The organism is Enterobacter cloacae complex sp. 309I3, from assembly GCF_050031595.1.
In the GTDB taxonomy this organism is placed as follows: domain Bacteria; phylum Pseudomonadota; class Gammaproteobacteria; order Enterobacterales; family Enterobacteriaceae; genus Enterobacter; species Enterobacter cloacae.
In genome coordinates this window covers 2,084,762-2,108,430 of sequence record NZ_JBLGWI010000001.1, presented here as the reverse complement: position 1 = coordinate 2,108,430, position 23,669 = coordinate 2,084,762, and the positions used below count along the sequence as shown (strand labels likewise).

At 53.8% G+C, this 23,669-nt stretch carries 26 protein-coding genes; 16 read left to right on the top strand and 10 right to left on the bottom strand.

Going from position 1 to position 23,669, the window contains the following annotated elements:
- Nucleotides 1-2 precede the first annotated feature (2 nt).
- The 4 genes from ACQG22_RS10065 (at nt 3) to gstA (ending at nt 4,151) form a co-directional block, all read left to right on the top strand.
- The gene (locus ACQG22_RS10065; RefSeq protein WP_023622212.1) at nt 3-689 is read left to right on the top strand and encodes an electron transport complex subunit E; all 687 of its coding nucleotides are present in this window, start codon (nt 3-5) and stop codon (nt 687-689) included.
- The gene (gene nth / locus ACQG22_RS10060) at nt 686-1,321 is read left to right on the top strand and encodes an endonuclease III (RefSeq protein ID WP_020688297.1); all 636 of its coding nucleotides are present in this window, start codon (nt 686-688) and stop codon (nt 1,319-1,321) included. Before ACQG22_RS10065 ends, nth begins: the two co-directional genes overlap by 4 nt.
- A gap of 617 nt (nt 1,322-1,938) precedes the next feature.
- A complete protein-coding gene (gene dtpA / locus ACQG22_RS10055; protein ID WP_013096905.1) occupies nt 1,939-3,447 on the top strand; it encodes a dipeptide/tripeptide permease DtpA in 1,509 nt (502 codons plus the stop codon).
- A gap of 98 nt (nt 3,448-3,545) precedes the next feature.
- Entirely contained in the window at nt 3,546-4,151 is a 606-nt protein-coding gene (gene gstA / locus ACQG22_RS10050; RefSeq protein WP_102752627.1) for a glutathione transferase GstA, read from the top strand.
- Nucleotides 4,152-4,199: 48 nt separating this feature from the next.
- Here gstA and pdxY read toward each other — a convergent pair whose 3' ends face one another.
- The 5 genes from pdxY to anmK all read right to left on the bottom strand — a co-directional run bounded on the left by pdxY (nt 4,200) and on the right by anmK (nt 8,782).
- A complete protein-coding gene (gene pdxY / locus ACQG22_RS10045; protein ID WP_013096907.1) occupies nt 4,200-5,060 on the bottom strand; it encodes a pyridoxal kinase PdxY in 861 nt (286 codons plus the stop codon).
- Between the two features lie 66 nt (nt 5,061-5,126).
- Complete coding sequence (tyrS, locus tag ACQG22_RS10040) at nt 5,127-6,401, bottom strand: tyrosine--tRNA ligase (RefSeq protein ID WP_014831636.1); 1,275 nt, start codon at nt 6,399-6,401, stop codon at nt 5,127-5,129.
- A gap of 125 nt (nt 6,402-6,526) precedes the next feature.
- Nucleotides 6,527-7,183: a pyridoxamine 5'-phosphate oxidase gene (gene pdxH / locus ACQG22_RS10035; RefSeq protein WP_013096909.1), complete on the bottom strand. Its 657-nt coding sequence runs from the start codon at nt 7,181-7,183 to the stop codon at nt 6,527-6,529.
- A gap of 57 nt (nt 7,184-7,240) precedes the next feature.
- Nucleotides 7,241-7,564 carry a C-type lysozyme inhibitor gene (mliC, locus tag ACQG22_RS10030; protein ID WP_013096910.1) on the bottom strand — a complete coding sequence of 108 codons (324 nt, stop codon included), beginning with the start codon at nt 7,562-7,564 and terminating at the stop codon, nt 7,241-7,243.
- Nucleotides 7,565-7,657: 93 nt separating this feature from the next.
- On the bottom strand, nt 7,658-8,782 hold the full coding sequence (gene anmK, locus ACQG22_RS10025) for an anhydro-N-acetylmuramic acid kinase (protein WP_062857212.1): 1,125 nt from the start codon (nt 8,780-8,782) through the stop codon (nt 7,658-7,660).
- Between the two features lie 254 nt (nt 8,783-9,036).
- Here anmK and slyB point away from each other — a divergent pair, with 254 nt between their 5' ends.
- Together slyB and ACQG22_RS10015 are read left to right on the top strand one after the other, a co-directional pair.
- Nucleotides 9,037-9,504 carry an outer membrane lipoprotein SlyB gene (gene slyB, locus ACQG22_RS10020; protein WP_013096912.1) on the top strand — a complete coding sequence of 156 codons (468 nt, stop codon included), beginning with the start codon at nt 9,037-9,039 and terminating at the stop codon, nt 9,502-9,504.
- Between the two features lie 198 nt (nt 9,505-9,702).
- Complete coding sequence (locus tag ACQG22_RS10015) at nt 9,703-11,064, top strand: sensor domain-containing diguanylate cyclase (protein WP_040023036.1); 1,362 nt, start codon at nt 9,703-9,705, stop codon at nt 11,062-11,064.
- Nucleotides 11,065-11,097: 33 nt separating this feature from the next.
- Here the strand turns inward: ACQG22_RS10015 and slyA are convergent, their stop codons facing one another.
- Nucleotides 11,098-11,541, bottom strand: a complete 444-nt coding sequence (slyA, locus tag ACQG22_RS10010; RefSeq protein ID WP_020688303.1) for a transcriptional regulator SlyA — start codon at nt 11,539-11,541, stop codon at nt 11,098-11,100.
- Nucleotides 11,542-11,727: 186 nt separating this feature from the next.
- Between slyA and ACQG22_RS10005 the strand changes: the two genes are divergently transcribed.
- Genes ACQG22_RS10005 through ACQG22_RS09995 form a run of 3 tightly spaced genes read left to right on the top strand, consistent with a single transcriptional unit; the run spans nt 11,728 to nt 14,854 of the window.
- The gene (locus ACQG22_RS10005) at nt 11,728-11,964 is read left to right on the top strand and encodes a DUF1656 domain-containing protein (RefSeq protein ID WP_013096914.1); all 237 of its coding nucleotides are present in this window, start codon (nt 11,728-11,730) and stop codon (nt 11,962-11,964) included.
- A 2-nt stretch (nt 11,965-11,966) separates the two neighbouring features.
- The gene (locus ACQG22_RS10000; RefSeq protein ID WP_013096915.1) at nt 11,967-12,827 is read left to right on the top strand and encodes an efflux RND transporter periplasmic adaptor subunit; all 861 of its coding nucleotides are present in this window, start codon (nt 11,967-11,969) and stop codon (nt 12,825-12,827) included.
- Nucleotides 12,827-14,854 carry an FUSC family protein gene (locus ACQG22_RS09995; protein ID WP_130626028.1) on the top strand — a complete coding sequence of 676 codons (2,028 nt, stop codon included), beginning with the start codon at nt 12,827-12,829 and terminating at the stop codon, nt 14,852-14,854. Before ACQG22_RS10000 ends, ACQG22_RS09995 begins: the two co-directional genes overlap by 1 nt.
- On the opposite strand, the gene sodC is transcribed toward ACQG22_RS09995, so the two are convergent.
- From sodC to ACQG22_RS09980, 3 genes are all read right to left on the bottom strand, one after another.
- Nucleotides 14,833-15,351 (bottom strand): superoxide dismutase [Cu-Zn] SodC, encoded by a 519-nt coding sequence (gene sodC, locus ACQG22_RS09990; protein ID WP_013096917.1) that lies wholly within the window; start codon nt 15,349-15,351, stop codon nt 14,833-14,835. The genes ACQG22_RS09995 and sodC overlap by 22 nt on opposite strands.
- Nucleotides 15,352-15,432: 81 nt before the next feature.
- On the bottom strand, nt 15,433-16,329 hold the full coding sequence (locus ACQG22_RS09985; RefSeq protein WP_038419214.1) for an aldo/keto reductase: 897 nt from the start codon (nt 16,327-16,329) through the stop codon (nt 15,433-15,435).
- Nucleotides 16,330-16,377: 48 nt separating this feature from the next.
- Nucleotides 16,378-16,617, bottom strand: coding sequence for a DUF1289 domain-containing protein (locus ACQG22_RS09980; RefSeq protein ID WP_038420902.1), 240 nt, complete (start codon nt 16,615-16,617; stop codon nt 16,378-16,380).
- Between the two features lie 148 nt (nt 16,618-16,765).
- Here ACQG22_RS09980 and eptA point away from each other — a divergent pair, with 148 nt between their 5' ends.
- The 5 genes from eptA (at nt 16,766) to rnt (ending at nt 21,438) form a co-directional block, all read left to right on the top strand.
- Entirely contained in the window at nt 16,766-18,391 is a 1,626-nt protein-coding gene (gene eptA / locus ACQG22_RS09975; protein ID WP_251999773.1) for a phosphoethanolamine transferase EptA, read from the top strand.
- Between the two features lie 41 nt (nt 18,392-18,432).
- Nucleotides 18,433-19,032: a TetR/AcrR family transcriptional regulator gene (locus ACQG22_RS09970; protein WP_246932050.1), complete on the top strand. Its 600-nt coding sequence runs from the start codon at nt 18,433-18,435 to the stop codon at nt 19,030-19,032.
- Nucleotides 19,033-19,085: 53 nt separating this feature from the next.
- Nucleotides 19,086-20,183 (top strand): alkene reductase, encoded by a 1,098-nt coding sequence (locus ACQG22_RS09965; RefSeq protein WP_029882773.1) that lies wholly within the window; start codon nt 19,086-19,088, stop codon nt 20,181-20,183.
- Between the two features lie 100 nt (nt 20,184-20,283).
- On the top strand, nt 20,284-20,691 hold the full coding sequence (gloA, locus tag ACQG22_RS09960) for a lactoylglutathione lyase (protein WP_013096923.1): 408 nt from the start codon (nt 20,284-20,286) through the stop codon (nt 20,689-20,691).
- 96 nt (nt 20,692-20,787) lie between these two features.
- Entirely contained in the window at nt 20,788-21,438 is a 651-nt protein-coding gene (gene rnt, locus ACQG22_RS09955) for a ribonuclease T (protein ID WP_013096924.1), read from the top strand.
- A 44-nt stretch (nt 21,439-21,482) separates the two neighbouring features.
- On the opposite strand, the gene grxD is transcribed toward rnt, so the two are convergent.
- Nucleotides 21,483-21,830, bottom strand: a complete 348-nt coding sequence (grxD, locus tag ACQG22_RS09950) for a monothiol glutaredoxin 4 (protein ID WP_003832760.1) — start codon at nt 21,828-21,830, stop codon at nt 21,483-21,485.
- A 338-nt stretch (nt 21,831-22,168) separates the two neighbouring features.
- On the opposite strand from grxD, the gene ACQG22_RS09945 reads away from it, so the two are divergent.
- Entirely contained in the window at nt 22,169-22,942 is a 774-nt protein-coding gene (locus ACQG22_RS09945; RefSeq protein ID WP_095427170.1) for a C40 family peptidase, read from the top strand.
- Nucleotides 22,943-23,064: 122 nt separating this feature from the next.
- Nucleotides 23,065-23,646, top strand: coding sequence for a superoxide dismutase [Fe] (gene sodB, locus ACQG22_RS09940; RefSeq protein WP_029882771.1), 582 nt, complete (start codon nt 23,065-23,067; stop codon nt 23,644-23,646).
- Nucleotides 23,647-23,669 lie beyond the last annotated feature (23 nt).

Sequence of the window (23,669 nt, the reverse complement as noted above, 5' to 3'; positions counted from 1 at the left end):
GCATGAGCCAGGTTAAAGAGGTCATTGTCCAGGGGTTGTGGAAGAACAACTCCGCACTGGTACAGCTGCTGGGATTGTGCCCGCTGCTGGCGGTGACATCCACCGCTACCAACGCATTGGGGCTGGGGCTTGCCACCACGCTGGTGCTGACCCTGACCAACCTCTCCATTTCCACCCTGCGCCGCTGGACGCCGTCGGAAATCCGTATTCCGATTTACGTCATGATCATCGCGTCAGTGGTGAGCGTCGTTCAGATGCTGATTAATGCCTACGCGTTCGGTCTGTATCAGTCACTGGGGATTTTTATTCCGCTGATCGTTACCAACTGTATCGTGGTGGGGCGTGCAGAAGCCTTTGCCGTGAAGAACACCCCGGCGATGTCGGCCCTGGATGGTTTCTCCATCGGAATGGGAGCCACCTGCGCGATGTTCGTTCTGGGCTCACTGCGTGAAATTCTTGGCAACGGTACCCTCTTCGACGGCGCAGACGCGCTGCTGGGAAGCTGGGCTAAAGTTTTACGCATCGAGGTGTTTCATACGGATACGCCGTTCCTGCTGGCTATGCTGCCACCGGGTGCGTTTATTGGCCTTGGCATGATGCTGGCGATAAAATACCTGATTGATGAAAAACGTAAGCGCCGCGCGGCTGAGCGCAGCGTGCAGGAAGGGATACCCGGGAAAGCCTCATGAACAAAGAAAAGCGCATTGCGATCCTCACCCGTCTTCGGGACGCAAACCCGCACCCGACGACTGAGCTGAATTTCACTTCGCCGTTTGAGCTGCTGATCGCAGTGCTGCTTTCGGCTCAGGCCACTGACGTGAGCGTGAATAAGGCCACCGCCCTGCTCTATCCGGTGGCCAATACCCCGAAAGCCATGCTGGAGCTGGGCGTGGAAGGGGTGAAGTCTTATATCAAAACCATCGGGCTGTTTAACAGCAAAGCGGAGAACGTCATTAAGACCTGCCGCATTTTGCTGGAGCGTCATGGTGGTGAAGTGCCGGAAGATCGCGAGGCGCTGGAAGCGTTGCCGGGTGTGGGACGTAAAACGGCGAATGTGGTACTGAACACCGCGTTTGGCTGGCCGACCATCGCGGTTGATACCCATATTTTCCGTGTCGCTAACCGAACCAACTTCGCTCCGGGTAAAAATGTCGAACAGGTGGAGGAGAAACTGTTAAAAGTGGTTCCCGCTGAATTCAAAGTCGACTGTCATCACTGGCTTATCCTGCATGGCCGTTATACCTGCATTGCCAGAAAGCCTCGCTGCGGCTCATGTATCATTGAAGATCTCTGCGAATATAAAGAAAAAGTGTATCCCTGAGCGGCGTTATTCTTTTTTACTTTCGCATCATCAAGACCTTACTAAAGGAAGGCTTAACTAAAAACCTTCCTTTAGGCCGCAAGTTGTCCGCATATGTTCTCTTACGCCCTGTCAATTGTTCGGTTATTTAACGCTCAAACAGGTTAATAGTTTTTTCACTACCGAAAATTTCTATACATTTGTGATCGCGATCACTCTGATAACTTCATGTTGATTTTTTGTTGTCAGATCCCACCTAAACCCTTTGCCAGACAAGATGTAATCCTTCAATGGCCGCAGATAAGACCACTCATTTTTCAGAATATGGGCTATATGACTGCATTTAACGGTAAATAGCAGAACATATCGCCAAACAACCCTCTCCGCCGGTTTTTCGCAGTCAAAAAAACCAACAAAACCCATTGTGTAAAATTTAACGCTGAATAACATTTGCAGAAACCGAGGATTATAGCGGCTCAGTTATATGTAACAGATTATTACAAACGTATTGCCAGACGGGTCAGGATAGTGAACATTACCCGCCGTTTCTCCTCCCAATATAACTATAAAGCGGATGGACTCCGGCCATCACGCTATGAACACCCCCGTTAATATGGGATGTAAAAAAAGAGGTATATGTGTCAACTGCAAACAATAAACCAACAGATGAAAGCGTGAGTTTGAACGCTTTTAAACAGCCAAAAGCGTTCTATCTCATCTTCTCTATCGAGTTATGGGAGCGTTTTGGTTATTACGGCCTGCAAGGGATCATGGCGGTTTACCTGGTAAAACAGCTGGGTATGTCCGAAGCCGATTCCATCACGCTGTTCTCTTCATTCAGTGCCCTCGTTTACGGTCTGGTCGCGATTGGCGGCTGGCTTGGTGATAAAGTTCTGGGTACGAAGCGTGTCATTATGCTGGGCGCCATTGTTCTGGCAATCGGCTATGGTCTGGTTGCCTGGTCTGGTCATGACGCAGCCGTAGTCTATATGGGTATGGCAACCATCGCCGTTGGTAATGGATTGTTCAAAGCGAACCCGTCATCCCTGCTCTCTACCTGCTACAGCAAAGATGACCCACGTCTGGACGGTGCATTCACCATGTACTACATGTCCATCAACATTGGTTCATTCTTCTCCATGCTGGCAACCCCATGGCTCGCCGCAAAATTCGGCTGGAGCGTGGCGTTTGCGCTGAGCTTTGTCGGTATGCTGATTACCGTTGTGAACTTCCTGTTCTGCCGTAGCTGGGTTAAGGACTACGGTTCAAAACCTGATTTCGAACCGGTGCATATGGGCAAACTGCTGGCCACCATCGTGGGTGTTGTTATCCTCGCGGCCATCGCCACCTGGTTGCTGCATAACCAGGGTGTTGCACGTGCCGTTCTGGGCGTGGTGGCACTGGGTATCGTCATCATCTTCGCGAAAGAAGCCTTCGCGATGCAGGGTGCGGCCCGTCGCAAGATGATTGTGGCCTTCATCCTGATGCTGGAAGCGATTATCTTCTTCGTGCTCTACAGCCAGATGCCTACCTCGCTGAACTTCTTCGCTATTCGCAACGTTGAGCACTCCATCCTGGGTATCGCGTTCGAGCCGGAGCAGTATCAGGCGCTGAACCCGTTCTGGATCATGATTGGTAGCCCAATTCTGGCGGCTATCTATAACAAGATGGGTGACCGTCTGCCAATGCCGCACAAGTTCGCCATCGGTATGGTGCTGTGCTCTGGTGCGTTCCTCGTGCTGCCACTGGGTACCAAATTTGCGACTGACGCCGGTATCGTCTCCGTTAACTGGCTGATCCTGAGCTATGCCCTGCAGTCTATCGGTGAACTGATGATCTCCGGTCTGGGTCTGGCGATGGTTGCACAGCTGGTGCCACAGCGTCTGATGGGCTTCATCATGGGTAGCTGGTTCCTGACCACTGCCGGTGCAGCCATCATCGCAGGTAAAATCGCAAACCTGATGGCGGTGCCTGAGAACGTGACTGACCCGCTGGTCTCCCTGAATGTGTACGGCACCGTCTTCCTGCAGATTGGTATCGCAACGGCGGTTATCGCGGCGCTGATGCTGCTGACGGCACCGAAGCTGAACCGCATGACTCAGGACGACGACAAAGCGACGAAAGCGACCGAAACCGCTACCGCGTGACGTTATTGAGAAACGATGAGCCGCTAATTTATTAGCGGCTTTTTTTTTGTTTGCTTGCGCACTAACATAGCTGAAACCTCAGCAAAAAGGAGTTACCGATGAAACTGTTCTACAAACCGGGCGCGTGCTCTCTTGCTTCCCATATTACCCTGCGCGAGAGCGGCAAAGATTTCACGCTGGACGGCGTTGACCTGATGAAAAAGCGCCTGGAAAACGGCGACGATTTTTTTGCGATTAACCCGAAGGGACAAGTTCCGGCCCTGCTTCTGGATGACGGTACCCTGCTGACAGAAGGCGTCGCCATTATGCAGTACCTGGCAGACAGCGTGCCCGATCGCCAGCTGCTGGCCCCGGTAAGTACGGTTTCACGCTATAAAACGCTCGAGTGGCTGAACTACATTGCAACCGAACTGCATAAAGGATTTACGCCGTTGTTCCGCCCGGACACGCCGGAAGAGTACAAACCGACCGTTCGCACCCTGCTGGAGAAAAAGCTGCAGTACGTCAATGAGTCATTGAAGGACGATCAGTATATCTGCGGGGCACGCTTCACCATTGCCGATGCGTATCTCTTTACCGTGCTGCGCTGGGCGCGTGCTGTTAAGCTGAATCTGGACGGGTTAGACCATATCGCAGCATATATGACGCGTATGGCGGAGCGCCCTGCGGTGGCCGCGGCGCTGAAAGCGGAAGGATTGAATTAACCGAGCGGCCTGCGTTGCCGGGTGGCGCTGACGCTTACCCGGCATAGTTTAGAGCTGTGTTGCGCTGAAATAGTGCTCCGGCTGCGCAATACGATCCTGTGCCGCCACTACCTGCAGTTCGTATTCCTGCATCTCTTTCGTCGCAATCATAATTTCGTACACCGCTGCAGTCACATGCTCAAGCGCTTCGCGCAGCGTCGCACCCTGTAGCAGTTTCACCAGCAACAGCCCGCTGGTCACATCTCCCACGCCCACTGGCTGACGCAGGCCAAAATCTACCAGCGGACGGCTGATGTGCCAGGCTTCGTCTTTGGTCACCAGCAGCATCTCAAAGCGGTCTCTGCTCAGCCCTGCGCGGGCGAGATGTTTCACCAGCACAATCTCAGGCCCCTGGGCTATCAGTTCACGAGACGCGCTTACCGCCTCTGCGACGCTGTTAACCGGATGCTCGCAAAGGATCTCCAGCTCAATCAGGTTGGGCGCGATGATATCGCTGGCAGGTAACGCATGGCGAACATGGAATTCAGCCACGCCAGGCGCCACAATGCAGCCTTTTTCCGGATGACCCATCACCGGGTCGCAGAAGTATTTTGCTGCGGGATTGGCTGCTTTCACCTGGCGAACGATGCCGAGGATATGCTCCCCCTGCTCTGCGGAGCCCAGGTAACCACTCAGAACCGCGTCACAGCGTTTGAGCTGGTCGATATCGGCAATGCCCTGCACGATCTCCGTGAGATGCGAAGGCGGCATCACGCAGCCGGTCCATTTGCCGTATTGTGTATGGTTTGAGAACTGTACGGTATTGAGGGGCCAGACGTTAGCCCCGAGGCGGCGCATCGGGAATTCCGCCGCGCTATTGCCAGCATGTCCAAAAACAACGTGGGACTGAATGGCGAGGATGTTCTTCATTTTATGCTTACCAAACCCTGAAAAAACAAAAAGGGCGTGGTTTCCCACGCCCCTGGAGACTTTTATTTATTTCCAGCAGACCAGACAGTAATTTTTCTTGCCGCGACGCAGCAGCGTGTAGCGGCCATACAGGCGATCGCTGTCGGCGAAGGTGTATTCCGGGTCAGCCTGTTTTTCACCGTTGATGGTGATGGCGTTAGACGCAATGGTTTTACGCGCCTGCCCGCGAGACGGCTGCAGCTCAGAGTCCACCAGCGCCTGCATCAGGTCAGCCCCTTTCTCCATCTCAACCATCGGTACGCCATCCTGCGCCAGCTGCTCGAAGTCAGCTTCGCTCAAATCGCTCAGCGTACCGTTGAACAGGCTTGCGGTAATGCGTTTCGCCGCAGCCAGACCTTCTTCACCGTGAACCAGTTTGGTCACTTCATCCGCCAGCACATACTGCGCGCGTGGTGCTTTACCGCTGTTTTTATCTTCTTCTTCCAGGGCGTTGATGGTTTCAATGTCCATGAAGGTGAAGAACTTCAGGAAGCGGTAAACATCGGCATCCGCGGTGTTGATCCAGAATTGATAGAATTTGTACGGGCTGGTTTTCTTCGGATCGAGCCATACCGCACCGCCTTCGGTTTTACCGAATTTAGTCCCGTCGGCTTTGGTGATCAGCGGAACGGTCAGACCAAACACCTGGTTTTGATGCAGGCGACGGGTCAGATCGATACCGGAAGTAATGTTACCCCACTGGTCAGAACCGCCAATCTGCAGGCAGACGCCGTGCAGTTTGTTCAGACAGGCGAAGTCGTAGCCCTGCAGCAGGTTATAAGAGAATTCAGTAAAGGAGATACCCTGATCGTCACGGTTCAGGCGCTGTTTTACCGCTTCTTTGTTAATCATCTGGTTAACAGAGAAGTGTTTGCCGATGTCACGCAGGAAGGTCAGCACGTTCATGCTGCCAAACCAGTCGTAGTTATTGGCGGCAATCGCGGCGTTATCACCACAGTTGAAGTCGAGGAACGGTGCAACCTGTTTGCGGATCTTATCCACCCACTCCTGCACGGTGTCTTCGGTGTTCAGTTTACGCTCAGCGGCTTTAAAGCTTGGGTCGCCGATCAGACCGGTCGCGCCGCCCACCAGGGCCACAGGCTTATGGCCTGCCATCTGGAAGCGTTTCAGGCATAACAATGGAACAAGATGCCCCAAATGCAAGCTGTCAGCGGTGGGATCAAAGCCGCAATAGAGCGCGATCGGGCCTTGCGCCAGTCGCTCTGCTAACGCTTCCTCGTCCGTCACCTGGGCCACGAGGCCCCGCTCTTGCAATTGTTTAATCAAGTTACTGCTTGCCATCAAATTCTCCATGTATAAACGACTGCACCTTTGCCGGTACACGACTTTTCGCCTGATGCGAAAGGACCATAGAATAAAGCGCAAGCGCGGCGTGCGCTAGCGCTTAAATCAACAAATTTCGGGGATTACGGTGCAAGCCTGTCGATTTTCCAGCCGCCGTTGTCGCGCTGGTATAAAAAGCGGTCGTGCAGGCGATGTTCGCCCCCCTGCCAGAACTCAATCTGCTCGATCGGGATGCGGAAACCGCCCCAGAAGCTGGGCAGTGGAATTTCGCCCTGCTGGAATTTTTGCTTCAGTTCAAGGAATTTGCTTTCCAGCACACCGCGGGCGGAAATTCGGCTGGACTGTTTTGAGACCCAGGCGCCAATCTGGCTGTCACGCGGGCGGCTGTGGAAGTACTTCACCACTTCCAGCGTGGAAAGGCGCTCCGCTTTGCCTGTGACCATGACCTGGCGTTCCAGCATATGCCAGGGGAACAGGAGACTGATTCGGGGATTGTTCTCTAAATGGTGCGCTTTGCGGCTGCCCAGGTTGGTGTAAAATACCAGCCCTTTCTCGTCATAATGCTTAAGCAGCACGATACGTTGATACGGTTGACCATTTTCGTCCACCGTGGCAACCACCATGGCCGTTGGGTCGGCCAGTTTTGCTTCGCAGGCCTGTTTCAGCCAGCGTTCAAAAAGCACCAGAGGTTCAGCGGGAAGATCCTGGCGACGCAGGCCGCCTTTGGTGTATTCACGGCGCAGATGCGCAATTTGCTGCAGTTCGTCGTTATCAGACATGGCATAAGGTGACGTTGAGATTGGGTGGCGCTATTGTGCGCCGCCCCTGTGAAAATCTCAACGCTTCGGATTTTCGAGCTGGCAATTGTTCAGCACGATGCGGTCGCGTTTGTAGACGGTGGCGCTGTCACCTTTCGACCAGAAGACGTAAATACCGTCGCTGTAGCGCGCGCCGGAGGCGGAGATCCCCTGCTTGAGCGTCAGCAATTTATTGTCATAGACAAAGCTGGCTTCCTGGCGTGGGTTATTAAGCTTGACGGTCAGCGGCTTTTCATCACAGCGATATTCCAGCGTGTCGGTCTGCATGCGCTCAACGAGCTGGTTATAGACGCTGCAGCCTGACAGCAAGACAGGTACAGCAATAAGAAGAAGTTTTTTCATGAGCGTATTCCGAAGACTATCCTGGTCCTGGAGGGCTAATGGGCCCTCCTGTTCCCTTTTATTTTACCGGCGACGCGCTGCGCTGAATTTCAGTTAACTCTGATTATGGCGGGGATTGGCCGGGAAAATGGCACCGAGAACGCTGGCTTCGCGTGCGCCGGTGACTGAGGGCAAATTCCCCGGCAGCCCGGCAACGGTGCGCCAGGCAAGCCAGGCGAAGGCCAGCGCTTCCATGTCGTCTCCGCTGATGCCGGCTTCATCGGTGGTTGTCACTTCGGTGCCCGGCAACAAGCCGGCAAGGCGCGCCATCACCAGCGGGTTGCGGCTTCCGCCCCCGCAGACCAGCAGACGTTCGCAGCCACCGCTCAAAAGTACCTGTTCTGATATGGAGACCGCCGTGAGCTCGGCCAGCGTCGCCTGAACATCCTGCGGTGCCAGCGCCGGGAACCGAGCCAGCTGACGTTCAAGCCAGCCATAGTTAAAATACTCGCGTCCCGTGCTTTTTGGTGCCGGCAGGGCAAACCAGGGATCGCTAAGCATGGACTGCAGCAGCGGGATAATGACTTTGCCTTCACTCGCCCACTCCGCGTCTTTATCATACGGTTTACCGCACTGACGCCAGATCCAGGCATCCATCAGCATGTTACCCGGGCCGGTATCATATCCCCGTACCGGCTGGCCCGGGATCAGCATCGACAGGTTGGCAATACCGCCAATGTTAAGCACCATACGGCGCTCTGACGAGTGCCCCAGCAACGCCTGGTGGAAGGCCGGCACCAGCGGCGCACCCTGCCCGCCCAGCGCGATGTCGCGACGCCGGAAATCACCCACGACCGTGACGCCCGTTTTTGCCACAATCTGATTATTATCGCCAATTTGCAGGGTATGCGGCGCATCGCCAGTGGGTTCGTGCCAGACGGTCTGCCCGTGACAGCCAATCGCGACCACATCCTGCGGCCGGAGATTCTCTTTATGCATCAGTGCCAGCACCGCATCGGCAAACAGCGCCCCCAGCCTGACATCAAGCTGTCCAAGCTGCGAAAGCGTCAGCTGTTGCCCCTGGCAGATGCTCAGGATCTCCTCTTTCAGCGAAACAGGGATAGGCCAGGTCAGACTTGCCTGTTGTGCCACCATGTTTTCGTCTATGGCGGCCAGAACGACATCTACCCCATCCAGACTGGTGCCAGACATCACACCAATATAGCGACCCGATTTCATGCGCTTTCCTTACGTTGCGTGGGCTAAGGATAACCACTCAACCATAAACAGCCCCGCTTTGCCATTAGGCGATAATATTTTTTAACACTCTCAGTGAGGTAACGCGTCGAAATTTTGTTTATCTCTCGTTAAGTCAAATTCAAGTACAATTTTCCGATTGTTAGTGCAAAGATATGAACGATGGCCCTTTATGCCATATAATTTAGCCATAACGGATGCCCGGATTGGGCGTTTTTGGTGAACAGGAGATTCAAATGATTTTACGTGTACTGGGCGTTTCGCTGATTGGTTTAACTCTGGCTGGCTGTGTGAATGACAGTTCACTTTCTGGCGACGTTTATAGCGCTTCTGAAGCGAAACAGGTTCAGAACGTGACTTACGGTACGATTGTTAACGCACGTCCTGTTCAAATTCAGGGTGGTGACGAGAACAACGTCATGGGTGCCATCGGCGGTGCGGTTCTGGGTGGCTTCCTGGGTAACACCGTAGGCGGTGGTACAGGCCGTTCTCTGGCGACTGCGGCAGGTGCCGTTGCGGGTGGCGTAGCAGGCCAGGGCGTTCAGGGTGCGATGAATAAAACCCAGGGCGTAGAGCTGGAAATTCGTAAAGACGACGGCAGCACCATTATGGTTGTGCAGAAACAGGGCAGCACCCGCTTCTCTGCAGGTCAGCGCGTCGTGCTGGCAAGCAACGGTAGCCAGGTTACCGTTTCTCCGCGTTAATTCATAAAAAGGATGTGGCTGCCAGGCCGCATCCTTTTACAAATAGCATCATTATAATAAATAGTTTTACAAAATTTATTCAGGCAATGAATAATTAACCACGCCGTATCTTGTTCCTGCGCAAAGTATTCCCCTCTCTTTTGCATTAGGCTAATCTCAATTAACTTTTTTATTTATTATTTTCGTTGAAACATACTTATGCTTGCGATCTCCCGGTACGTGAAAAAACCCTATATTCCATTCTGTTTAGGGTGCATTGTCGTCATTGGAATATTACAAATTTTATTTTTAAAACTGGTCGAATGGGTTCCCTCTTTCTCACCGCTTTTATTCCCTACACTCACCATTTTTTTACTGGTATTCCATCTGTTTATTGCCTGCTTTATGGCCATGAAATACTGGTGTGACAGAAGACGGTTGTACCTGATTGCTATCGCTTTTGCCTTTGCCGGTTCAGCCATGCTGATGGTGGGTACGCTTACCAGTTTCCCGGCCTGGCTTGATCTCTACCAGCTCAACGTCGTGGACTATAACGATACGATGATCTTCTTTATGTACCGCCATCTGTTAATGGCGGTGCTGATGATTGCGTCGGCCCTGCTATATATCGTCAGGGATAATCCGCTTTCACGTGCGGCGCATATCGCCATTGTTGCCGGTACATTTCTGTTTATGGTGGGCATGGTGCTGTTGGCCTGGCTTAGCTCCAGCCACTCATCATTAATGTCGTTAGACCTGGTGGATAATGAAACCCATCAATTTATGGTTCTCTGGAGCCATGCAATAAATATCGTCTTGATTATTCTTTGGGTGGTGACATTAGCAACGCTAATGGTTATTACCCGCGTACGCAATATTTTTTGGGTGGGCGGTAATTTTTTATGTGTCTGTTATATCGTGACGCTCGCGATGCTATTAGCAGGCGGACACGCGGAGGATATTTCCTGGTATCGAGCGCGCTTATTTGAAACTGTTGCGACGTTATTGATTATTTTTGTTCTGCTTTATGATGTCTTTAGACTCTATCGCGACTCGCATTTGAAATATCAACAGTCGTATCAAAACTCGATTCGCGATCCTCTGACCCGCCTCTACAATCGCAGCTATTTTTACGACTCGCTAAACCAGGCACTCGGTGCCTGTAAAGCCAGCCGTCCGGTTTCGGTTATCGTCAGCGATCTCGACCGCTTCAAGCGCATCAACGACTGCTACGGCCATCTGCAGGGCGACAAAGTGTTGCAGTTTGTGGCGCATCTGCTGATGGATTCCGTACGGCCTCAGGATATTGCCGCACGTATTGGCGGTGAGGAATTTGTGTTGATGTTAACCAACACCCCTTCAGCAGCCGCGTACCAGGTGGCGGAACGCATCCGCCTGAAACTGAGCAGCTTTGATAAGACCAGCAGCGGGGGACAGCTTCCGGAGCCCATTACCATCAGCATGGGCGTCTTTACGGCAACGTCCGTGGAGACGACGGCTGAAGAGTGTGTGGAAAAGGCTGATAAAGCGATGTATGAGGCGAAAGAGACGGGTCGCAACCGGGTGATCGTCTCCAGATGATAAAAGGCCTTGCGAATGCAAGGCCTGATAAGGTCAGGCGTCGCGTGCCTGCAGGTCGTGAATGTTCTGCTCAAGGCGTCCAATCAGACTGATGAGCATTTCAAGCTCCGCAGGGGAAACCCCGGACAGGATCTCACCGCGCGTTTTGGTAATCACTGCTTCCATTTCAGTGATAATGGGAGCCGCTTTCTCAGTGAGTTTAATTCGCTTGGCGCGACGGTCGCTGGCACAGGTTTGTCGGGAGATCAGCCCCTTCTCTTCCAGTTGGTCAAGCGTACGCACCAGCGACGGCTGCTCAATACCAATCGCCTTTGCCAGTTGAATTTGTGACTGGTCGGGCGGCAGCTGATGAATGTTGTGCAGCGTGACCCAATGCGTCTGTGTCAATTCCAGAGGTTTCAGGCGATGGTCAATCAGAGCACGCCAGACGCGTACCAACCTTGCCAGATCAGAACCTAATGGCGATTCCAATTTCATCTCCTTATAATTAGCTTGCTAAGTTATTATACTGATTTTAGAATAGTGTGCAGCATTTGTATTGCCAAAACAAATGCATTACGACATTCATCAAATTTAAAAGTATGACTTACACTGAAAAGTGATGTTCCATCTCATTAAGACAAGCCATCCCGGCATTCTGTTCACTGCAAAGGATCTCTGCTCGTGACGTTTTTTCATCGCTCAGAGGGGCTGCCCCTTCAGGACCTGATCTTCGGTGCATCAGTCTACTTTCCTCCCCTGTTTAAAGCCGTTCTGGTGGGCTTTGTGATCTGGCTTGTCGCACATCGTCTGCTCCGCGACTGGATGTATTCTGGCGAGATCTGGCACCCCATGCTGATGGATCTCTCCCTGTTCGCCCTCTCCGTGTCTCTTGGCCTTGCTGTGCTGATTGTGTGGTGATTATGCCCCTGAAAACGCTGAAGTACTTTTCCACCCTCTTTGTCCTGGCTCTGGCCCTGGTTGCCGGCTGGTGGCTGTGGAATTTTTATATGCAGTCACCCTGGACACGCGACGGTAAAATTCGCGCTGAGCAGGTGAGTATCACCCCGCAGGTATCTGGCAGTATCACGGCGCTTCTGGTTAAGGATAACCAGTTCGTTAAAAAGGGAGATGTTTTATTCCGCATTGACGACACCCCTTACCATATCGCGATCCTAAACGCCCAGGCCCAGCTGGCTAAGGCCCAGACTGAACTGGCGAAAGCGAACAACGAAGCCACGCGTCGTCGGCATTTATCACAAAACTATATCTCTGCCGAAGACCTGGATACCGCCAACATCAACGTCAAGGCGATGCAGGCCAACGTCAATGTGGCAGAGGCAACGCTCAAACAGGCGCAATGGGAACTGACGCAAACCGTGGTACAGGCCCCTGTCGATGGCTGGGTGACGAACCTCTCTGCCCGCGTGGGTAATTATGCCACCACCGGCCAACCGATTTTCGCGCTGGTCGACAGCCACTCGTTTTACGTCGTGGGCTATTTTGAAGAGACCAAACTTCGCCACATTCGGGAAGGTGCCCCTGCCACGATAACGCTTTATAGCGGCTCGCAAAGGTTACAGGGTCACGTTTCCAGCATTGGCCGTGCCATTTACGATCAGAGCGTTGAAACCGATTCAGGCCTGGTTCCCGACATCAAACCTAATGTCCCCTGGGTGCGTCTGGCCCAGCGCGTGCCGGTTCGGGTTGAATTTGACCGCTTACCGCAGGGGTTAACGCTGGTCTCCGGCACAACCTGTACTGTCTCGATCGGAACACCCTGATGAATGCCTTCTCCTGGCGAAATCTGCCGTGGATGAAAGCAACGCGCCCTCAGTGGCGCTACGCCCTGCGCAATGGCATTGCCATGTGCCTTGCGCTGACCGTCGCCTACTATCTGAACCTTGACGAGCCTTACTGGGCCATGACCTCCGCGGCGGTCGTGAGCTTCCCGACCGTTGGCGGAGTGATCAGTAAAAGCCTTGGGCGCATCGCGGGCAGCCTGCTCGGTGCCACTGCGGCGCTGATCATTGCAGGCCATACCCTGAACGATCCGTGGCTTTTTTTACTGAGCATGGCGGCATGGCTGGGATGCTGTACCTGGGCCTGCGCCCACTTTACCAACAACGTCGCCTACGCCTTCCAGCTGGCGGGCTATACCGCCGCAATTATTGCCTTTCCGGTAGTTAACGTTCTCGATACCACCGAGTTATGGGATATCGCCCAGGCGCGCGTCTGTGAAGTTATTGTCGGTATTCTGAGCGGCGGGTTTATGATGATGATCCTGCCCAGCACCTCCGACGGCACCGCGCTTATCACGGCGCTGAAGACCATGCATACCCGCTTGCTGGAACATGCGAGCCTGCTCTGGCAGCCGGATACTAACGATGAGATTCGCCTGGCGCATGAAAAGGTGATTGGTCAGATCCTGACCATGAATCTGTTACGCATTCAGGCCTTCTGGAGCCATTATCGTTTTCGCCGCCAGAATACCCTGCTGAACTACCTGCTTCACCAGCAGCTACGGATGACCAGTGCGATCTCCAGCCTGCGCCGGATGTTACTCAACTGGTCAACGCCACCGGAAAACACCCGCGCCATCATTGAAACGCTGCTCGCAGCCCTTGCCCGCCCGGATGCCGACATCTACACGGTGGCCCGCATTATCGCCCCGCTTGCGCCGAAAGATGAGTACGATTATCGCCACCGCGCCTTCTGGCAGCGTCTGAACTACTTTTGCCGCCTGTATCTGCGTAGCAGTCGCTGGATCAAGGCCGTTGAAAATGCCACGCCGATAACGGAATTCGCCGTTCCCAGTAGCCCGGCGCTGGCGCGGCACACTGACTATCTGGAAGCGCTGTGGAGCGGTTTTCGAACCTTTTGCGCCCTGACGCTGGTGGGGGCATGGAGCATCACCACGCAGTGGGAATCTGGCTCCGCCGCGCTCACGCTGGCCGCCATCAGTTGCGTGCTCTACTCCGTCGCCGCCTCGCCGTTCAACTCGCTTACGCTGCTGCTGCGCACGCTGGTGTTGTTATCGCTGTTCAGCTTTGTGGTCAAGTTCGGCCTGATGGTGCAGATAAGCGACCTGTGGCAGTTCCTGCTGTTTCTGTTTCCGCTATTAACCACGATGCAGCTTCTGAAGCTGCAAATGCCAAAACTGGCGGGACTCTGGGGTCAGTTGATTGTCTTTATGGGCTCGTTTATCTCAGTCACAAACCCGCCGGTTTATGATTACGCCGATTTTCTCAATGATAATCTGGCAAAAATCCTGGGGGTGGGTCTGGCGTGGCTGGCTTTTGCCGTATTACGCCCCGGCTCAGACGCGCGTAAAAGCCGACGCCATATCCGCGAGCTTCGACGAGGGTTTGTCGATCAGCTCAGCCGTAAACCGCATCTGCGTGAAAGTGAGTATGAATCGCTGGTGTACCACCATGTCAGCCAGCTAAATAACAGCCAGGACTCGCTTTCCCGCCGCTGGCTGCTGCGTTGGGGAGTGGTCTTGCTGAACTGTTCCCACGTGGTCTGGCAACTTCGCGCATGGGAGACACGCTCCGATCCGCTGTCGCAGGTGCGCGACGTGTGCATCTCTCTGCTACGCGATGTGATGAGTGAACGCGGCGTTCAGCAACGCCCGCTGGAAGCGACGCTGACTGAACTGCAGCGGATCTGCGACAGTCTTGCTCACCACCATCAGCCCGCCGCGCGTGATTTAGCGTCGATAATCTGGCGGCTGCACTGTTCCCTCTCGCAGCTGGAACAAGCGCCACCGCCGGGGACGATTGGGGATCAGATCACCCCGCAGGCATAGCGTGCCCCACCACCACCAAGCGGTTTCGGCTGATCGGACATATTGTCGCCGCCGACGTGGATCATTAGCGCCTTGCCTTTCACCTCATCCAGCTTTTTGAGGCGTGGCGCCACAACCGGATCCGTGGCTTTGCCGTCATTATTTACCACCAGCACGGGCAGATCGCCCAGATGGCCCATTCCGTTCGGGCCCTCATGCTTACCGGAATGTTGTGGGTCAAGGTGGCCGCCTGCCGCCTCTGCTGCCGAGGGTTTACCCTCTTTTAACGCGGGCTGACAACTCCCCTTAGCATGAACATGAAAACCATGTTCGCCGGGAGGCAGGGCCTTGAGATCGGGCGCAAATTCCAGTCCTTTGTCGGTTTCAGTGATTTTCACTGTGCCGATGGACTGACCTACGCCCTGCGAGGTGACGAGATTCATTTCTACTTCATCGCTGGCTGCCTGCGCCCCTGCGCAAACAACCAGCGTGACCAGTGCCAGAGCAAAACGCTTCATATGACCTCCGCTGGTTATTTTTTGCCTCTTAAGTGTATACCAGAGGCAAAGATTTCACCGGAAAGTCACATTTTTACCGGTTTACGGTACGTCGTAACCGAGCGCAGCTTTGCGGATGCGGAACCACTGCTGACGGCTCATCTGCAGCTCTTCAGCCGCCAGGGCAGAACGCACGCGTTCAATTTTACCGGAACCAATGATCGGTAGCGGTTTCGACGGCAGACGCAGGATCCACGCGTAAACCACCTGTTCGATGTTCTCAGCGTTCAGTTCACGGGCAATGGTTTCCAGCTCATTGCGCAGCGGCTGGAATTCATCGTCATTGAACAGACGACCGCCACCAAGGCAAGACCACGCCATAGGACGGATGCGCAGCTGTTGCAGCTGATCGAGCGTACCATCCAGCAACAATGGCTGATGCACCGGGGAGATTTCCACCTGGTTGGTGGCCAGGGTAAAGGGCAGACGAGACTGCAGCAGCGCAAACTGCGCCGGGGTAAAGTTTGAGACGCCAAAATGACGCACTTTGCCGCTTTGATGCAGCGTCAGGAAGGCTTCAGCGACCTCATCGGCATCCATTAACGGGTCGGGACGGTGGATCAGCAGCAGGTCGATATGATCCGTTGCCAGGTTCACCAGCGACTGCTCGGCACTTTTGATGATGTGTGCGCTGTCGGTAATGTAATGACCAAGGGTATGTTCAGGTTTTGCCGTCGTGGCAATACCGCATTTGGTGACAATTTCCATCCGCTTACGCAGCGCCGGAACCAGCTTGAGGGCTTCTCCGAACGCCGCTTCACACGCATAGCCGCCATAAATGTCAGCATGATCGACGGTGGTGATCCCTAAATCGAGGTGCTCCTCAATGAAGCTCGCCAGTTGCAGGGGGGACATATTCCAGTCCATCAGGCGCCAGTAACCCATCACAAAGCGGGAGAATTCTGGCCCCTGGGGGGCAAGGGTAATACGCTGAACCATAACATTTTCCTCAAGGAAGTGATGTCATGAGTATACGCAATAAGCGTGTTAAAACAGTGAAGGTTGCTGGGGTTCTTCGGTTTCACCCGGCTTGTTTGCACGTATTTTGCGCAGAAACCGCTGGCGGCAGAGGCGAAGCACCTCCTGCTTTTGCATGTCGCTGAAATTTTGCCAGTTAAACCGCTCGTCGCGGGTACGCATACACCCACGGCAATAACCGCGTTCATCCACCTGACAAATCCCCCGGCACGGGCTCTGGATGGGGAAAAACTCCAGCTGCTCTGCCACGTTCACCTCCGAATACCGACACTCACCTACAGTGAAGACGTTAAACGCCCCACGTGCAAGGGCTTTACCACAGTTTTGTGGCATTAAGGTTTCACTAATCTTCCCTCTCTATACTCGCCTCATCAATATGATGACAGGTTTCTTTTCGATGTGGTTAACGAAGAAGTTACAGTGTAACGATATAAAATTCACTCTGGGTTGTGCGCTTTTCTTTACGCTGATAAACGCACTGTTTATTCAACGTAGCTGGGCCATTATTGCCCCGGCAAGGCTTCACGATATCCTTTTTGCCGCGTCCGTGCCGCTGGTGCTGTTCTGCGGCTGGGTGATTGTCTTCAGCCTGCTCAATATCCCCTTTATCCGTAAGCCGCTGCTGATCGTCTTAACCGTCGGCTGTGCCGCGGCAACGTACTTTATGTATACCTATGGCGCGGTGATCGATCAGAACATGATTGTTAACGTGTTCGAAACCAACTCTCAGGAAGCCACAGCGCTGGTCACGCCGCAGATGATTCTGTGGATTGTCATAGCAGGACTGGTTCCTTCCGTGGTGTTGGCGATGACGCGTATTCAGACCGGAAAATGGTGGTATGCGCTGCTGATGCGCGTTGCCGCCATGCTTGGCGCCCTGCTGGTGATCATCCTCGTCGCCGCCGTGTTTTATAAAGATTATGCGTCGCTGTTTCGCAACAATAAGAGCATCGTCAAGATGGTCACCCCAGCTAACTACATCAGCGCCATGATGAAATACAGCAAAATGCGCTGGTTCGAAGGTGACCAAACGCTGGTGCGTATAGGTGAAGATGCGCATAAAGGCCCGCTGATTGCAGGACAGAACAAGAAAACAGTTCTGGTGCTGGTTGTCGGTGAGGCCTCACGTGCCGCGAACTACTCGCTGAATGGTTATGGCCGTGAAACGAACCCGGAACTGAAAAAGCAGGATGTCATCAACTTCCCGCAGGCCACGTCATGCGGTACCGAAACGGCCGTTTCCGTTCCCTGCATGTTCTCCGGGATGACGCGCAGCAAATACGATGCCGACCTGGCGCATCACCAGGAAGGGTTGCTCGATGTGCTCAAACACGCGGGAATCAACCTGCTGTGGCGCGACAATGACGGCGGCTGTAAAGGTGCCTGCGACCGCGTACCCCATACCGATATGACCCAGTGGAACCTGGATCAGTTCTGCAAAGACAAGTCCTGTATTGATGATGTGAACTTCTACCGTCTCGACAACGTGCTGGACGGCCTGAAACAGGACACCGTACTGGTTATCCACCTGATGGGCAGCCACGGCCCGGCTTACTATCACCGTTACCCGGACAATTTCCGCAAATTCACCCCAACCTGCGACACCAATGAGATTCAGGATTGCGATCACCAGGCGCTGATGAATACCTATGACAACACCATTCTGTATACCGACAGCGTGGTCAGCAAAACCATCGATGCGCTGAAGGCACGTCAGGCAAATATGAACACCGCGCTGATTTACCTTTCCGACCACGGCGAATCGCTGGGCGAAAGCGGAATTTATCTGCACGGCACGCCGTACATGCTGGCGCCAGAGCAACAAACGCACATTCCGTTCATGTTCTGGTTATCACCGGACTACGCGAAAAACTTTGGTATCAACGCGCAGTGCCTGCGCGACTACGCAGCAAAAAATGCGGTTTCGCAGGATAATCTGTTCTCTACCGTACTGGGTATGATGGATGTGAAATCAACGGTTTATCAGCAGCAACTGGATATCCTGCGCGCATGTCGTCAGTAAACGCCCTTGCAATAGACCGAACGGTCTATTAGAGTTTGGTCATGAGCAGAAATACTGAACACGATACACGCGAACATTTACTGGCGACCGGCGAGCGGCTTTGCATGCATCGCGGGTTTACCGGTATGGGGTTAAGCGAGTTACTTAAAACCGCTGAAGTGCCAAAGGGGTCGTTTTATCACTACTTCCGATCCAAAGAGGCGTTTGGCGTGGCGATGCTAGAGCGGCACTATGCCAGCTACCATCAACGCCTGGCTACCCATTTCGCCAGTGGTGAAGGAAACTATCGGGATCGTGTTCTCAACTACTATCAGGAAACGCTGAACCAGTTCTGTCAGCAGGGCATTATCAGCGGTTGCCTGACGGTAAAACTCTCTGCAGAAGTGTGCGATCTCTCCGAAGATATGCGCGCGGCAATGGATAAAGGTGCCAGCGGCGTTATCACCCTGCTGGCGCAGGCGCTTGAGAATGGCCGCCGTGAAAAAACGCTGGCCTTCGCCGGTGAGGCGTTAACGCAGGCGCAGGTTTTATATTCGCTCTGGTTAGGGGCGAACCTGCAGGCCAAAATTTCCCGCAGTGCCGTGCCGCTGGAAAGCGCACTGGCACATGTTAATAGCAGCATTACTGCGCCTGGCGTGTAGCAGGCGTTTTTATTTACTTAATTACTAGTCGACTGGTCTACTCAGGAGTCGTTATGTCAGCTGAAAAACTTTTCACCCCACTGAAAGTGGGCGCCGTCACCGCACCAAACCGCGTGTTTATGGCCCCACTCACCCGTCTGCGCAGCATTGAGCCGGGTGATATCCCAACCCCACTGATGGGTGAATACTATCGTCAGCGCGCCAGCTCTGGCCTCATCATCACTGAAGCCACGCAGATTTCCGCACAGGCGAAGGGATATGCCGGCGCACCAGGCCTGCACAGCCCGGAGCAGATTGCCGCCTGGAAGAAAATCACCGCTGGCGTTCACGCCGAAGAGGGTCGCATTGCGGTTCAGCTGTGGCACACCGGTCGTATCTCTCACAGCAGCATTCAGCCTGGCGGTCAGGCGCCGGTTTCCGCGTCGGCCCTGAATGCGAATACCCGCACTTCCCTGCGCGATGAAAACGGTAACGCGATCCGCGTCGATACCTCAACGCCACGCGCCCTTGAGCTGGACGAGATCCCGGGTATCGTGAACGATTTCCGTCAGGCCGTAGCTAACGCCCGCGAAGCCGGTTTTGATCTGGTTGAACTGCATTCCGCGCACGGTTACCTCCTGCACCAGTTCCTTTCACCGTCGTCCAACCACCGCACCGACCAGTACGGTGGCAGCGTCGAAAACCGCGCCCGTCTGGTGCTGGAAGTGGTTGATGCCGTTTGTCAGGAGTGGAGCCCGGACCGTATTGGTATTCGCGTCTCCCCAATCGGTACGTTCCAGAACGTCGACAACGGTCCGAACGAAGAAGCGGACGCGCTGTATCTGATTGAAGAACTGGCGAAACGCGGTATCGCGTATCTGCACATGTCCGAGCCGGACTGGGCCGGTGGTCAGCCTTACTCTGAGGCCTTCCGCCAGAAAGTGCGCGAGCGTTTCCACGGGGTGATCATCGGTGCGGGGGCCTATACGCCTGAGAAAGCCGAAGATCTGATTAATAAAGGGTTGATCGACGCCGTGGCCTTTGGTCGTGATTACATTGCCAACCCGGACCTGGTTGCCCGTCTGCAGCAGAAAGCAGCGCTGAACCCACAGCGCCCGGAAAGCTTCTACGGCGGCGGCGCGGAAGGCTATACCGACTACCCTACGCTGTAATCTCTCCGTTGTGCATTGATAGCGGCGGCCTTTCGCCGCTATACTAAAACATCGTTTCTGTTCAAAAAGATACTCTACTCCATTGGTTAATGAGGAAATTATGCGCCTACTTCACACCATGCTGCGCGTTGGCGATCTGCAACGTTCCATCGATTTCTACACTAACGTACTGGGTATGAAGCTGCTGCGCACCAGCGAAAACCCGGAATACAAATACTCGCTGGCATTCGTGGGTTACGGCCCGGAAACGGATGAAGCGGTTATCGAACTGACCTATAACTGGGGCGTCGACAGCTATGAGCTGGGCACGGCGTATGGCCACATCGCGCTGGAAGTGGACAACGCGGCAGAAGCCTGTGAACGCATTCGCAGCAACGGTGGCAACGTCACGCGTGAAGCGGGCCCGGTAAAAGGCGGCACCACCGTGATTGCGTTTGTTGAAGATCCAGACGGTTATAAAATCGAGCTGATTGAAGCCAAAGACGCCGGTCGCGGTCTGGGCAACTGATCCCTCAGGGCGCACTGTGCGCCCGTTGTTTTACTGCATCCCACGCCAAAATTTGCCATAATGCGCTCTGCTTTTTTCCCCTTGTAAGAGACCCTGATGTCCGATAACGCTCAACTTACCGGTCTGTGCGACCGTTTTCGTGGTTTTTATCCTGTTGTCATTGATGTCGAAACAGCCGGATTTAACGCTAAAACCGATGCGCTGCTTGAAATTGCCGCCATCACGCTGAAGATGGATGAAGAGGGCTGGCTTACACCGGACACCACGCTGCATTTCCACGTTGAGCCCTTTGAAGGCGCAAACCTGCAGCCAGAGGCGCTGGCGTTTAATGGCATCGATCCGCATAACCCGCTGCGCGGTGCGGTGAGCGAATATGACGCGCTGCACGCCATTTTCAAAATGGTGCGTAAAGGCATGAAAGAGAGCAACTGCAGCCGCGCCATTATGGTGGCACATAACGCCACGTTCGATCACAGCTTTACGATGGCCGCCGCCGAGCGAGCCTCTCTTAAGCGTAACCCCTTCCACCCGTTTGTGACCTTTGACACCGCCGCACTGAGTGGCCTGGCGCTGGGACAAACGGTCTTGTCAAAAGCCTGTATTACGGCCGGGATTGAGTTTGACGGCACGCAGGCGCACTCCGCGCTGTATGATACGGAGCGCACCGCAGAGCTGTTCTGTGAAATAGTCAACCGCTGGAAGCGTCTGGGCGGCTGGCCGCTGGCGATGGGCGACAGCGAAGAATAAAAAAAAGCGACCTCTTAAGGTCGCTTTTTTATTTGCGCAGAAAATTACTCTGCGTCCGGCTCTTCGGTTTTGTACTTCGCAGCCGTCTCTTTGATCAGCTGCTGCAGTTCGCCGCGCTGATACATTTCAATCAGGATATCGCAACCGCCAACCAGTTCACCGTCGACCCACAGCTGCGGGAACGTCGGCCAGTTCGCGTATTTTGGCAGCTCAGCGCGGATGTCCGGGTTCTGCAGGATATCAACGTAAGCAAAACGTTCACCACAGGCAGACAGCGCCTGAACCGCTTGCGCGGAGAAGCCACAGCTTGGCAGCTTCGGAGAACCTTTCATATACAGCAGAATCGGGTTTTCAGCGATCTGGCGCTGGATTTTTTCAATAGTGGTGCTCATGTCTTGCTTCCTTTAACTTCTGTTACGGCATTAGTCTGACATTGTAGCGGTTCAGACTGGCATCGGAAAATAACATTTTTGTCACGTATAGCTATTTTATCGCGAGTGCCGAAAAGTTGCATTGTAAATGGTGCTTAACCCCGCGGCAGGCAGGGTTTTGCTTAGGGCGTGAACAATTGTGCGACAAATCGATGAATTTTTTTGCACTTGCTAACGAAACAGGTTTTTAGATTGAAAAATGCTATTAACTTCTCGGGTTTTTATGGATTAGAATCGACGGGCTTTGTAAATCACACGCGGGTATTATTGATGACCTGCATTTATCAGGGGACTGCCCAGTGGCGCGGATAAATAAAATCTCGATCACGCTCTGTGCTTTACTGTTTACATCACTCTCTTTCACGCCAGCGGCAAACGCCTCTCAACAGGCGCGGCACTCTGCTGTGCAAAAAACGCATCTGGCAAAAACCACAGAACGTAAAAAAAAGACTACCAGTAAGAACGAAAAGAAAAAAACAACCGCTCAAACGAAAAAGACCGCCTCCAGCAAATCGAAATTAACATCTTCCCGCACTGCCCTCGCATCGAAACGTAAAGCCTCAAAAACTGCTGCCAACCTCGTAACGGAAAAATGCACCACGCGCAAAGGGCATAAAGCCAAATGCACGAAAGTGACAAAAATTGCCGACGCGCATAAGGTTCGGGTACAGAAAGCGCAAAAAACGGCGATGAATAAGCTGATGGGGCAAATTGGCAAACCGTATCGCTGGGGTGGTACCTCTCCCCGCACCGGTTTTGACTGCAGCGGGCTGGTGTATTACGCCTATAAAGATCTGGTGAAATTCCGCATTCCGCGTACCGCCAATGAAATGTACCACCTGCGCGACGCCGCCCCCGTTAACCGTGGCGAGCTGCAAAATGGCGATCTGGTCTTCTTCCGCACCCAGGGTCGCGGTACGGCTGATCACGTCGGCGTGTATGTGGGTAACGGGAAGTTTATTCAGTCCCCACGAAGCGGCCAGGACATTCAGATCACCTCGCTTAGCGAAGACTACTGGGTGCGTCACTACGTCGGCGCACGCCGCGTCATGACGCCGAAAACCATCCGCTAAACCCTGCCCTGCCGTCACTACGGCAGGGTAAGTTCCTCTTTTGCATACCCTTTCAATTTGCTATCCTGTCCTTGTTGTCTGTGTGGTTATTGGCAACGCAAAATACAATAAGGAGAGAAGCAATGTCGTTCGAATTACCTGCACTACCGTATGCAAAAGACGCCCTGGCACCGCACATTTCTGCGGAAACCCTGGAATATCATTACGGCAAACATCACCAGACCTATGTCACCAACCTGAACAACCTGATCAAGGGCACCGATTTTGAAGGCAAAACGCTGGAAGAGATCGTCCGCAGTTCAGACGGTGGCGTATTCAACAACGCTGCTCAGGTGTGGAACCACACCTTCTACTGGCACTGCCTGGCACCAAATGCTGGCGGCGAGCCGACCGGCGAACTGGCTGCTGCGATTAACGCCGCCTTTGGCAGCTTTGCGGAGTTCAAAGCGAAATTTACCGATGCCGCAATCAAAAACTTCGGTTCTGGCTGGACATGGCTGGTAAAAGAGGCCGATGGCAAACTGGCTATCGTCTCCACGTCTAACGCGGGTACACCACTGACCACCAGCGCGACTCCGCTGATGACCGTGGATGTCTGGGAACACGCGTACTACATTGATTACCGTAACGCGCGTCCTAACTACCTGGAGCACTTCTGGGCACTGGTTAACTGGGACTTTGTGGCGAAGAACTTCGCCGCGTAAGAGAGACGCAGAAGGGTTTCCCC